Source organism: Aliidiomarina indica (assembly GCF_015354615.1).
GTDB classification, from domain to species: Bacteria; Pseudomonadota; Gammaproteobacteria; order Enterobacterales; family Alteromonadaceae; genus Aliidiomarina; species Aliidiomarina indica.
Window position 1 is genome coordinate 564,045 of record NZ_JACAVQ010000001.1, and the last position, 12,343, is coordinate 576,387.

Genomic DNA, 12,343 nt, shown 5'->3' on the forward strand with positions numbered 1-12,343 from the left:
TAAATCCTTGCACGCAATCGCTCCCTCATGGCTATTTGATGCTTTCTCTATGTGGTTAAATTATCACTGCTTGAAGGTTTTCACCATGCCTAGGCGGTAGAACGAAAAAAGCCCGCATCAAGGATGCGGGCTTTTCGAATTTGGCGGAGAGGGAGGGATTCGAACCCCCGGTAGGGATGAACCTACGCCTGATTTCAAGTCAGGTGCATTAAACCGAGCTCTGCCACCTCTCCAAATTGTTGCGTGTTCTTGTGTAGAACGAGGCGAATGATAAAGATCGGGATTCCGCTTGTAAAGCAAAAAATGTAACAATTTGGTTCGTTTGCTGCAAAATTAGCCGCTCGCACTCAAGATAGGGTAAGGAATCATCGAATTTTATTGAAATAGCCCCCATATCCTGAGGTATAGTAGAACCATTATAAAATTCAACGTTCTAAGTTTTGCATTCGCGCACGCTTTTATTGCAAAAGCGTGTAGAATACGGGCTAAGAAGTTAATTAACCGGGAGAACGATAACGATGCATAACCCAACTGTACAAACAGCGCGTCGCGATACCAGTATCGAAGTCAATAAGGTACTGCGCAACACCTACTCACTGCTTGCCCTCACTTTGGCATTTAGTGCGTTAGTCGCTGCCATGACCGGGATGATGAACCTGCCACACCCTGGCATACTCATTACCTTGGTGGGGTTTTATGGCCTTTTATTTGCGGTTCACAAAACTGCAAACAGCGCGATGGGTCTAGTTATGGTTTTCGCGCTTACCGGCTTTATGGGTTACACCATTGGCCCTATTCTAAATATGGTCGTGGCTGCCGGTGGTAGTGACATCATCATGTTAGCGATGGGCGGTACTGCAGCGATATTCTTTGCCCTGTCTGCCTATATCTTAACCACGAAGAAAGATATGTCATTCTTAGGTGGCATGATGGTCGCTGGGTTTGTAGTGATCGTGGTTGGTTTTGTCGCCAATCTATTCCTGCAGCTTCCTGCATTCCATCTCGCGTTAAGCGCACTGTTCATCCTGTTCTCTTCAGGCGCTATCCTGATGCAGACCAGCGCTATCGTCAACGGCGGTGAACGTAATTACATTCTCGCGACTGTGACCTTATTCGTATCGCTCTACAACATCTTCCTCAGCCTGATTAACTTACTGATGGCTTTTGCAGGTGGCGACGACTAAGCACAACCTTGCATTGAACAATCAAAACGCCCCATAGATGACTCTATGGGGCGTTTTTCGTTATACTCTTCCCTACTCTTATTTATTGGCTTTCGCACAAAGGTATAAGGATAGTCATGGCCCAAGCGCCCTCTTTAGTACTGATGATCTACTCTGGTCCAGATTATTACGAGCCGGGCGAGCGTGCGTTGCAGGACGCTCAGAGCTTTATGAATGATGGTTACATCATTCGTCAGGTGTTTTTTTACGGCCCAGGCACCCTTTATGCAAATGAACATCTAGAGTTCCCATCGGGATTGTTGAACTTACAAGGAGCGTGGCGCGCATTCTCCCGTAACAACAAGGTGCCTTTGGTAGTTTGCAGCACAGCAGGCATGCAGTATGGCGTCCGCGCCGAGCCCCCGCCTATAGGAAATCTCGCTGCAGGCTTTGTTGCAGGTGGTTTAGCTGAGTTTGTAGAGCAGCTCAGCAATGCTGACCAGCTCCATCAGTATTAAGGGCGATTATGATCACGTTAATTTTTAATGAGCGTCCACATCACCCAAGCGCCCGCCATGGTTTAGATATGTTACTTATGTTGGTGACTTTAGAGCAGCCGAGTAGCGCGCTCTTTGTCGGTGAAGGTATTTGGCAATTAGTGGAACCTGTCAACCAGCCGGATCCGCTCAAAAAAATCGGTTTACTCCCAAATCTTTTTGAGTTTGAGCGCTTTTACACCACACAAGATTCACTGACCAATGCCGGGTTAAGCGAGAACCACCTACGGGTGCCGGTCACAATTCTCTCTGCAAGCGAAGTGGATGCGTTGTTACATCGCGACAGCAAACATCGCATAAGTTTTGGGCGCGAGCCTCAACAGCACAATTAAGTATTTATGATTGAATTTAATGGCAAGCAGTACGCAACCGATAAGCATAATTATCTGCTCAATCTGGATGATTGGAATCCGCAATTAGCAGCGCATATCGCTGAGCTTGAAGGGATCGAGATGACACCCGCCCACTGGGAAGTTGTCCATTTCGTGAGAGATTTTTATCAAACGTACGACACTAGCCCCGCCATGCGTATTCTCGTCAAAGCGGTTGGAAAGTCATTAGGAGAAGAGAAAGGGAACAGTCGTTATCTATACAAACTGTTCCCTAAAGGGCCGGCCAAACAAGCCACTCGCATTGCTGGCTTACCCAAACCGGCCAAGTGTATCTAACTTACTTTGCTGTTGCGGTAAGCTTGTCCAGGCCGCCCATATATGGACGTAGCACCTCGGGTACCACTACTGAGCCGTCGGCTTGCTGATAATTCTCAAGAATTGCAACCAAAGTGCGGCCCACAGCCAATCCTGATCCGTTCAATGTGTGCAACAGCTCTGGCTTTTTCGCGCCTTTTCGGCGAAAACGCGCTTGCATACGGCGGGCCTGGAAATCGCCCATATTAGAACAGGAGCTGATTTCGCGATATGTGTTCTGGGCCGGCAACCAGACTTCTAAATCGTATGTCTTGCAGGCACCGAAGCCCATATCGCCCGTGCATAAGAGCATTTTCCGATAAGGTAACTCAAGAAGTTGCAATACTTTCTCCGCATGGCTGGTTAACGCTTCTAACGCGTCCATGGAGTCCTCGGGCTTAACCAGTTGCACCAATTCAACTTTGTCGAACTGATGCTGACGAATTAAGCCACGGGTATCCCGCCCATGAGAGCCGGCCTCACTGCGAAAACAGGGGGTGAACGCCGTTAATTTTAGGGGCAATTCCGCCTCGTCCAGAATTTCATCTCGGGCGAGATTGGTTAACGGTACTTCTGCCGTTGGAATCAAAGAAAGCGCCACTGCGTCCTGGCTTTCACCTTCCACATGAAATAAGTCTTTGCCAAACTTAGGCAACTGACCGGTACCAAACAAACTGTCATGGTTTACCAGATACGGCACATAGGTTTCCGAGTAACCATGTTGATCCGTGTGCAAATCCAACATAAATTGGGCAATCGCGCGATTCAAACGCGCAATGCCGCCTTTCATCACGACAAAACGTGCACCGGTTAACTTTGCGGCAGCTTCGAAATCTAAGCCGCGATTGAGTCCTTCAGCCACATCCACATGATCTTTTACGTCAAAATCAAACTGCGGCGGCTGACCAAAGCGACTGACTTCCACATTTTCGTTTTCATCTGCCCCTGCAGGTACGCTGGCATCAGGAATATTGGGCACCCCAGCAATCAGGCTTTGTAATCCATGCTGAATTTCAGCCAATTCTTCCTTCGCTGCTTCAAGCTGATCACCTAAGCTACCTACTTCCGCCAGAAGTGGTGCAATATCTTCGCCCCGAGCTTTCGCTTGGCCGATTGATTTAGAGCGGGAATTACGTTCACTTTGCAGCGACTCTGTGCGTACTTGGACGTCCTTGCGCTTAGCTTCAAGTGCATTCACAGCGTCAACATCGAGTTGAAAACCACGTTTCTGCAGCTGCGCCGCAGTTTCTTCAATCCCTTCACGAAAATGTTTCGCGTCTAACATGAACGATTCTCTCTATAAGTTACAACAAAAAGTTATTCGCCACCGGATAGGCGCCATTTCATCGCCACGACAAACCCCATACTCGCCGCAAATAACCCACCTGCCAAGTGTGTAAGGCCACTCACAACAACCAGTGCCTGATTTGATATAGCATAGGCGTGCTCGTGCCATGACCAAAGATTGACAAGCTCATAGGTAAACGCGGAAAAGGTTGTAAACGAGCCGAAAAACCCCGCTCCCATGACGATCAACCAGGTTTCTCGCGCGTTTTCTGACCGTTGCGATTGACTTGCATACAGACCCACGATGAGTCCTAATCCGAAACTGCCTACTATGTTAACGATCAGTGTCGCAAAAGGGAAATTTCCTTGCATCTGGATCGTGGTGAAATCCAAGCCCTGGCCATGAATCGCCGAAGCGATAAGTACGCGACATACCGCGCCAAGGGCGCCACCGACCATCACTGCGCCTGAAAGCACGAGTATGCGGCGCAACGACTTATCCATACATCACCGTTCCACCGACGATATAGCCGATAATCAAACCTGCAACGCTGCCCAGCACACTTGCCAACATGTACAACAATGCTCGAACCCAATAGGTTGGCACAAGGCCACGAAGCTCAACTGCAAACGCAGAAAAAGTAGTAAATCCCCCGACAAACCCGAGCTCTAACATGGCGTAACTAGACCAATTTATCTCATTGTCGCCACAGGGCATGCTCTGGTAATAACTGGATATGGCCAAGCCAATGCCGAGTATGATACTCCCCACAACATTTACCGTTAATGTCGCAGGAATCGCCGTTCCCCAGCGCCAGGCACTAAAGCGACTTAGCCAAAAACGTAAGAGCGCACCAAGGGAACCCCCTATCGCAACGAGCAGCCATAGCGCCACTAAGCTCATGACTCTTCCCCGCGACGCCAGTTACTTGCTTGATCAAGCGCGTTTAACCGCTCTAGCTTTTCTTTGATTTTGCTTTCTAAGCCGCGCTCTGCAGGTTGATAGTAGCGTTCGTTCGCTAGCTCTGGGGGTAAATAGGTTTCACCGGCCACATAGGCATTCGGATGATTGTGGGCATACTGATATTCAGCGCCGAAACCTTCCTCTTTATGTACTTTGGTGGGCGCATTACGAAGATGTTCAGGTACCGGATAGGAGGGCCCGTCTTTAGCCAGCGCAAGCATTTGATTAAATGCACTATAGACCGCATTACTTTTGGCGGCGCAGGCGCAATAGATGGTGGCTTGTGCTATCGCCCGCTCACCCTCAGCTGGCCCCACTCGTTGAAAGGTATCCCATGCGTTTAAGGCAATCTCAAGGGCCCGTGGATCCGCATTGCCAATGTCTTCCGAGGCAATTGCCAGCAAACGCCGCGCGACAATCAAGGGATCGCCCCCGCCCGCAAGAATACGACAATACCAGTACAATGCACCATCCGGCGAGGAGCCGCGCACTGATTTATGAAAGGCAGACAGCAAATCGTAATAAAGATCACCCTGGCGATCAAAAGCAGTGCCCTTCTCACCTACAATTTCAGCGAGTTTCGCCGCCGATAACGGCTGATCAGGTGTCGCAAAGTCGGCCGCGATTTCTAAGTAGTTGAGTAAACGGCGCGCATCTCCTTCGGCGCTGCGCAGCAAATATGCTTGGGCGTCTTCCGAGAGCATGAGGTCACGGTCTGCCAGTCCTCTTTCCCTATCGGTCAGCGCTTGCTGCATGATGTGCGCTAACTCTTGCTCGCTTAAAGGCGTTAAGCGGTACACTCGGGCACGACTTAATAGCGCATTATTTAATGCGAAACCGGGGTTTTCCGTGGTCGCTCCAACAAACAGAATCGTGCCATCTTCGATATAGGGTAAAAATGCGTCTTGCTGACTCTTATTAAACCGGTGAACTTCATCAACAAACAGCAAGGTACGTTGAACAGGCCGTCGCTGCTTTGCTTCATCGATGGCGGCGCGAATATCTTTCACGCCTGATGTTACCGCAGAAAGTCGACTCACATGAGCATCTGCAGAACGGGCAAAAAGTTCAGCTAAGGTGGTTTTTCCGGTGCCCGGCGGGCCCCATAGAATCATCGAATGGAGCTGGCCCTGCTCCACTGCAATACGCAGGGGTTTATCAGGGCCGAGGATGTGGCTTTGGCCAATGTACTCGCTAATATGACGCGGGCGCATACGCGCCGCTAACGGCATACTGTCGAGTGCGGGGGATGCATCACTCATAAAATCAATTTGTCGCACTGGTGCTAATTAGTCCCGTTGATCGTCAATGTCAGTGCCCTCTGGGATGGAAAAAATAAACGCTTGTGCCGGCAGCGGTTGATTTTTTTGCATATCCTGTAAACTAAATACGCTGCGCTGGCCGTGCCCATCTTCCAGAATTAGTTTATAAAGCATATCTTGAACCGCTGGGTCATCACTGACCGCATCCAAAAACGCCAAATGAAGAACGCTTCCCATGCCTGCAGCAGCTTTATCGCTATCTTCCACGGTCCAGAGCTTCTTGCCGTCATAACTTACCGAAAACGCATCCCAGTTTGCCTGTTCTGCATCGAGCAGTAATAACAGCGGATTGGCTTGCATCGCTTCAGATTGGCGAAACAGGGTGACTTGTTCAATAAAGGGATTGTAATACCAAAGTGTTTCACCGTCGGCAACCAGTGTCGATTCATCGGGTGCATCTGTAACCCAACGCAGCTTTGCTGGACGCTCCAAGTAGAAATAACCGGTGCCTTCTTGAATCAATTCATCACCATCGTACACTTCTTGAATGAACTCACCTTGGAAGGTATTTAAATTCGCAAGCTTCGCCTGCAACGCCCTTTTCGGATCCTCTGTGGCGGTGTCCGCAGTTGCAGTTTGTAGCAATAAGAGTGCTGGAACAGTGATCAGCCATAGGCGCTTCAACACCCATGAATTCCCGATGTACGCCATAAATCCCTCGGTTTTAATTTCGTTGTCTATCGCTATCACCAACGTGTTGCGTTGGCTACGATGGTTTCGGTGCGATTACTTCTCTCGCACCGTTGTGTCCTGCTGCAGATACGACACCAGAATGTTCCATTTGTTCGACAATGCGTGCAGCACGATTGTAACCAATCCTAAATTTTCGCTGGACGCTAGATACCGATACTCGGCGTGTTTCCGTCACAAAGGCTACCGCTTCGTCATATAAAGGATCAGACTCGCCATCCGGGTCTCCTGACTCCCCCGGTAACAAACCTTCTTCCCCTTGATCGCCACTAAGAATTTCATCGATATAGTTGGGGCGACCACGGGCCTTCCAATCGCCCACCACCGCATGCACTTCATGATCGTCAACAAAGGCGCCGTGGATACGCACAGGCACGCCTGAACCCGGCGGCATATAGAGCATATCCCCTTGTCCAAGCAAGTGCTCAGCACCGCTTTGATCAAGAATGGTGCGCGAATCAATCTTGGATGACACTTGAAATGAAATCCGAGTCGGAATATTGGCCTTTATCAAGCCTGTAATCACATCAACCGAAGGCCGTTGTGTAGCAAGAATTAAATGAATCCCCGCTGCCCGCGCTTTTTGGGCAATGCGTGCAATCAACTCTTCCACTTTCTTGCCGACAATCATCATCATGTCAGCGAGCTCATCCACCACCACGACTATGTAAGGAAGCTTTTCCAACTCCGGTGGAAACTCATCCATACTATCTCCTGGCTTCCAGATAGGATCTTTGAGAGGTTCCCCACTCGCAGCGGCTTCTGCTACTTTCTGGTTATAACCTTTTAAGTTACGCACTCCTAAGGCCGACATCAGCTTGTAGCGACGTTCCATCTCACCGACGCACCAACGCAACGCGTTCGCCGCATCTTTCATATCGGTCACTACTTCAGTTAATAGATGAGGAATGCCATCGTACACGGAGAGTTCGAGCATTTTCGGGTCGATCATAATCATGCGTACGTCTTCAGGCTGGGATTTATACAGCATACTGAGAATCATGACGTTAATACCCACCGATTTCCCTGAACCGGTCGTACCTGCGACCAACAAGTGTGGCATTTTCGCTAAATCAACGGTAACCGGCTTTCCGGCGATATCCTTACCCAACACCATGGATAACGGCGATCCTGATTTAGCGAAACTCTCACTCTCAAGCACTTCACTTAAGCGCACGATCTCCCGATTTTTATTCGGTAACTCCAATCCAACATACGATTTACCCGGAATCACTTCGACAACCCGGACCGCAATCGCCGACAGTGAGCGCGCAATATCCTTAGACAAATTCGAAATTTTACTGACTTTTACCCCTGGGGCTAAATCCAGCTCGAACCGGGTAACCACAGGTCCAGGTTGTACTCCTGCCACTTGCACATCGACACCGAAATCTTTGAGCACCGATTCTACCGTCCGGCTTACTTGGTCGAGCTCTTCCTGGCTAATTGGGTTGGTGGTACGGTTGGCCCGATCCAGCAATGCTATGGAAGGCAGCTCGGATACCCACTCTGGGCGTTCCTCGGCACTACTTGCCGTTGTTTTCTTGGCAAACTGTTTCGGTGCCACAGTTGAAGCTGCTGGCTTTTTCGGCGTTGCTGGCTGATCAGGCGTAAAGGGTACGTCATCATCGATATCTTCCCACAGCGCATCTTCGTCAATATCAGGCTCAGTGCGGGTCGATATCGACGGCAGATCTTCGGGCTCAGATTGCATCGGCTCGCGGCCAAGTGGCAAATCATCCCAATCGTCTGCATCGTCTGTGGCCTCAGACCGTTCTGCCTTTCCTTCTTTGCTTTTTCCAAGAAAGAATAATCCAGCAATACCGGAACCGAGTCGCGACCAAAAGCTTGGCTTATGACGCACGTCGTCATCATCCGCATCCTCATCGGCGTCATCGTCGCTATGAGCGCGCTCTTGATTTGAGCTAAGTTGCTTTTGCGCCTTACGATTATCGGTAACCGCTGATTTTGCAGCCGCTGGTTTGTCGGACCCTGAAAACCATCCTTTGATGGTTTGGAAAAACCAGGTAACGGTAGCAATGGTATATGCGCCGATACGATCAATAAGTACAAACCATGATAACCCAGTGACTAAGGTAATCCCTGTCAACACAAAGGTCAGCAGAATTAAGGTGGTGCCAATCAAACTAAAGTAAGGCAGCATGGCGCCAGTAATCACGTCGCCAACTAAGCCGCCAGCAGAGTAAAATTCAATGCTCGACAGATTTAACGTGGCAAGTCCGGTGCTTCCTGCCAGAAACAGTAAGATCCCGATCAAGCGCAAGCCAAGGCTTAAATAATCAAGACTTAATAATTGGCGTGGCCGGTGGAACATCACATAACCAAAGCCAGCCACAACAAAAGGCATGCTGTAGGCCATAATACCGAGGGCAAACAACAGAATGTCGGCAAACCAAGCGCCAATTGCTCCGGCTGCATTCTGAATGTCTTGTGTATGACCGGTTTGTGACCAACCGGGATCTGCCGGACTATGTGTCAGTAATGCGGTCAGCAAGAAGATTGCTAACGCACCGCACAGAATCAAGCCGGTTTCCAGTAATCGCTGTACGCCTGTCATAGTGCTCCGTATCTTTATTGTTGTCTTTCAATCGGACTCGGCACGGCCTGATGCTATGCCGTTTTGACCTTTGTTTTTATCGTATTCAATCGCCAATGTAACTGGATTTCCGCTATTTTTACGGTTTACCCAGGGCGCAACGAAACAAGCATAAATCTGATTGTAACTAATTTCCTACTGAATTCAGCCTTTAATCACTACTTTATTTTCTTGTTTCACTGCTTCCATCACCACATAGGTTCGCGATTCATTTACCCCCGGCATGTTTAGCAGTGTCTCTCCCAACAACTTGCGGTAGGCAGCCATATCCGCCACTCGGGCTTTTAACAGAAAATCGAAGTCGCCAGAGACTAAGTGACACTCCAGTATCTCTTCGGTTTTGCGGGCAGCATCACTAAACTCGGCAAAAACATCAGACGAGGTCTTACTCAGAGTGATCTCGACAAATACAAGTAACGGCGTCCCTAGCTTATCTGGGTCGATACGGGCATTGTAGCCTTTAATCACGCCATCACGCTCAAGCTTACGCACTCGTTCTAGACATGGTGTCGGGCTTAAGCCAACCTCTCGCGCCAGCGCAACATTCGATATACGCCCTCGCTCTTGTAAAATGCGCAGAATCTTCCGGTCGATTCTATCAATAGTGACTTTTTCTTTACTCATTCCAAAAACCAGAATTTAAAACTGTATTGTGCGATTATTTTAGCATCTTTATCTAAATTATCACGCAAAAAAAGTAAGTCACGCCAGTTCTCCCTGCGTTATACTTTGCCCAAATTTTACCAAGGGCATGTGCGCGTTTAATCACACCACATACGCCCTTTTCTTAAGCTCAAGAGGCGTTTTCTTATGTTGATTGGTGTACCTAAAGAAATTAAAAACCATGAATACCGTATCGGCTTATCACCTGCGGCAGTCCGTGAATATGTTGAACACGGTCATGACGTAATGGTTCAGCGCGATGGCGGTGTGGCCATTGGGTTTACCAATGAAGACTATGAAGCTGCTGGCGCGCGCATTATCGATACACCAGAAGAAATTTTCGCAACAGCGGATATGATCGTGAAGGTAAAAGAGCCCCAGCCGAACGAGTGCAAGATGTTACGTGAAGGTCAAATCCTTTACACCTACCTGCACCTTGCACCTGATCCTGAGCAAACGCGCTTATTGGCGGAAGCTGGCGTAACTGCGATTGCTTATGAAACTGTGACTGACAACCGCGGTGGTTTGCCATTGCTCGCACCCATGAGCGAAGTTGCGGGTCGTATGTCAATTCAAGCGGGCGCCCATCATTTGGAAAAAGCGAATGGCGGCTCGGGTACGTTACTTGGCGGCGTGCCAGGCGTTGCTCCAGGCAAAGTGTTGATTATCGGGGGTGGTGTTGTAGGTACCCAAGCGGCCAAAATGGCTATTGGTATGGGCGCAAATGTGACTATTTTGGATCGCTCTTTACCTCGCTTACGTGAACTGGACGATATCTTTGGCGGTCGCGTGAAAACCGTTTACTCAACAGTTGATGCCATTGACCTCTATTCACGTGAAGCGGATTTGGTTGTAGGTGCTGTGCTTATTCCTGGTGCTGCTGCTCCAAAACTACTCACCCGTGAACACATCAAAAACATGAAGCCAGGTTCGGTTCTCGTAGATGTTGCCATCGATCAGGGGGGCTGTTTTGAAACCTCAAAGGCAACAACACATCAAGATCCAACCTACATTGTGGATGAAGTAGTTCATTACTGTGTAGCTAACATGCCAGGCGGTGTTGCGCGCACATCGACGATTGCCTTAAACAACGCCACCCTGCCTCATGGTTTGGCGCTGGCAAATAAAGGCCTTACTGCGTTAGAAAATGACGCAAACCTGCGCAATGGTTTGAACATGCACAAAGGCTATATCACCTATAAGGCAGTGCACGATGATCTAGGCGCGAAACTTGGCCTTGAGTATCTCGAGCCACTTTCTGCGATTAAAATCTAGGTAAACCAGAGAGCCGGCATACGCCGGCTCTTTACGCATTTGTAACAACTCCCTACAATAGCGGTCCTTATTTATTCTTAAAATTATTGCCTGTGCTGTAAGCAGGCCAGCAAACACCGGAGTCGTTGTTCCATGGCTGAAGTAAAGCATTCTAAACTTTTAATTCTTGGCTCAGGCCCTGCCGGCTATACCGCCGCAGTTTACGCCGCCCGTGCTAACCTAAATCCTGTGCTAGTAACTGGCATGCAGCAAGGTGGTCAATTAACAACCACCACCGATGTTGAAAACTGGCCAGGCGATCCAGAAGGGTTAACCGGCCCAGACTTAATGGTGCGCATGCAACAACACGCTGAGCGTTTCAATACCGAAATTCTGTTCGACCACATTAACTCGGTAGAGCTTTCCGAGCGCCCTTTCCGCTTAAAAGGTGAAAAAGAGTACACCTGTGACGCCCTTATCATTGCCACAGGCGCATCGGCTAAGTATTTAGGCCTACCTTCTGAAGATGCATTTAAAGGCAAAGGCGTAAGCGCCTGTGCAACCTGCGACGGGTTCTTCTACCGCGGTCAGAAAGTTTGTGTTGTCGGTGGCGGGAATACTGCTGTCGAAGAAGCCCTATATCTGTCGAACATTGCGGAAGAAGTTCATGTAATTCATCGTCGGGATACTTTCCGCGCAGAGAAGATCTTGATCGATCGCATGATGGCAAAAGCCAAAGAAGGTAAAATTATTTTACACTTGCACAAAACCTTAGATGAAGTGCTCGGCGACAATATGGGCGTAACCGGTATTCGCATTAAAGATGCCCGTGACGGCAGCACTGAGAACCTTGAACTGCAAGGCGTCTTTATTGCCATTGGTCATAGTCCAAACACGCAGATGTTTGAAGGCCAACTGAATATGGAAAATGGTTACATCAAGGTGCAAACGGGTTTAAACGGCAATGCCACGCAAACCTCTATCCCCGGCGTATTCGCTGCCGGTGATGTCAGTGACCATATCTATCGTCAAGCCATCACATCAGCAGGCACCGGATGTATGGCAGCGCTCGATGCCGAGCGTTTCCTTGATGCTATCGTTAAGTAAGCAAATGATGGCCTGCTATTGCAGGCCATTTTT

At 49.1% G+C, this 12,343-nt stretch carries 13 protein-coding genes and 1 tRNA gene; 6 read left to right on the top strand and 8 right to left on the bottom strand.

Going from position 1 to position 12,343, the window contains the following annotated elements; translation table 11 throughout:
• Window positions 1-141: 141 nt before the first annotated feature.
• Window positions 142-233, bottom strand: a tRNA-Ser gene (locus HXZ99_RS02535).
• A gap of 285 nt (window positions 234-518) precedes the next feature.
• Between HXZ99_RS02535 and HXZ99_RS02540 the strand changes: the two genes are divergently transcribed.
• The 4 genes from HXZ99_RS02540 (at window position 519) to HXZ99_RS02555 (ending at window position 2,388) form a co-directional block, all read left to right on the top strand.
• A complete protein-coding gene (locus HXZ99_RS02540) occupies window positions 519-1,184 on the top strand; it encodes a Bax inhibitor-1/YccA family protein (RefSeq protein WP_194755689.1) in 666 nt (221 codons plus the stop codon).
• Window positions 1,185-1,300: 116 nt separating this feature from the next.
• Entirely contained in the window at window positions 1,301-1,681 is a 381-nt protein-coding gene (locus HXZ99_RS02545; protein ID WP_194755690.1) for a DsrE family protein, read from the top strand.
• An 8-nt stretch (window positions 1,682-1,689) separates the two neighbouring features.
• Entirely contained in the window at window positions 1,690-2,052 is a 363-nt protein-coding gene (locus HXZ99_RS02550; protein WP_194755691.1) for a DsrE family protein, read from the top strand.
• Between the two features lie 6 nt (window positions 2,053-2,058).
• Window positions 2,059-2,388, top strand: coding sequence for a TusE/DsrC/DsvC family sulfur relay protein (locus tag HXZ99_RS02555; protein ID WP_194755692.1), 330 nt, complete (start codon window positions 2,059-2,061; stop codon window positions 2,386-2,388).
• A gap of 1 nt (window position 2,389) precedes the next feature.
• On the opposite strand, the gene serS is transcribed toward HXZ99_RS02555, so the two are convergent.
• From serS to lrp, 7 genes are all read right to left on the bottom strand, one after another.
• Window positions 2,390-3,691 carry a serine--tRNA ligase gene (serS, locus tag HXZ99_RS02560; protein WP_194755693.1) on the bottom strand — a complete coding sequence of 434 codons (1,302 nt, stop codon included), beginning with the start codon at window positions 3,689-3,691 and terminating at the stop codon, window positions 2,390-2,392.
• A 32-nt stretch (window positions 3,692-3,723) separates the two neighbouring features.
• Window positions 3,724-4,197 (bottom strand): fluoride efflux transporter FluC, encoded by a 474-nt coding sequence (locus HXZ99_RS02565; protein WP_194755694.1) that lies wholly within the window; start codon window positions 4,195-4,197, stop codon window positions 3,724-3,726.
• Window positions 4,190-4,597 (bottom strand): fluoride efflux transporter FluC, encoded by a 408-nt coding sequence (locus HXZ99_RS02570; protein ID WP_194755695.1) that lies wholly within the window; start codon window positions 4,595-4,597, stop codon window positions 4,190-4,192. The genes HXZ99_RS02565 and HXZ99_RS02570 overlap by 8 nt, the downstream gene beginning before the upstream one ends.
• A complete protein-coding gene (locus HXZ99_RS02575) occupies window positions 4,594-5,919 on the bottom strand; it encodes a replication-associated recombination protein A (RefSeq protein WP_228517510.1) in 1,326 nt (441 codons plus the stop codon). Before HXZ99_RS02575 ends, HXZ99_RS02570 begins: the two co-directional genes overlap by 4 nt.
• Before the next feature lie 27 nt (window positions 5,920-5,946).
• On the bottom strand, window positions 5,947-6,630 hold the full coding sequence (gene lolA / locus HXZ99_RS02580) for an outer membrane lipoprotein chaperone LolA (RefSeq protein ID WP_194755696.1): 684 nt from the start codon (window positions 6,628-6,630) through the stop codon (window positions 5,947-5,949).
• Window positions 6,631-6,685: 55 nt separating this feature from the next.
• Window positions 6,686-9,247, bottom strand: coding sequence for a DNA translocase FtsK (locus tag HXZ99_RS02585; RefSeq protein ID WP_194755697.1), 2,562 nt, complete (start codon window positions 9,245-9,247; stop codon window positions 6,686-6,688).
• A gap of 183 nt (window positions 9,248-9,430) precedes the next feature.
• Window positions 9,431-9,910: a leucine-responsive transcriptional regulator Lrp gene (lrp, locus tag HXZ99_RS02590; protein WP_194755698.1), complete on the bottom strand. Its 480-nt coding sequence runs from the start codon at window positions 9,908-9,910 to the stop codon at window positions 9,431-9,433.
• 186 nt (window positions 9,911-10,096) lie between these two features.
• On the opposite strand from lrp, the gene ald reads away from it, so the two are divergent.
• Window positions 10,097-11,224, top strand: a complete 1,128-nt coding sequence (gene ald, locus HXZ99_RS02595) for an alanine dehydrogenase (protein WP_194755699.1) — start codon at window positions 10,097-10,099, stop codon at window positions 11,222-11,224.
• A 132-nt stretch (window positions 11,225-11,356) separates the two neighbouring features.
• Complete coding sequence (gene trxB, locus HXZ99_RS02600; RefSeq protein ID WP_194755700.1) at window positions 11,357-12,310, top strand: thioredoxin-disulfide reductase; 954 nt, start codon at window positions 11,357-11,359, stop codon at window positions 12,308-12,310.
• Window positions 12,311-12,343: the final 33 nt, after the last annotated feature.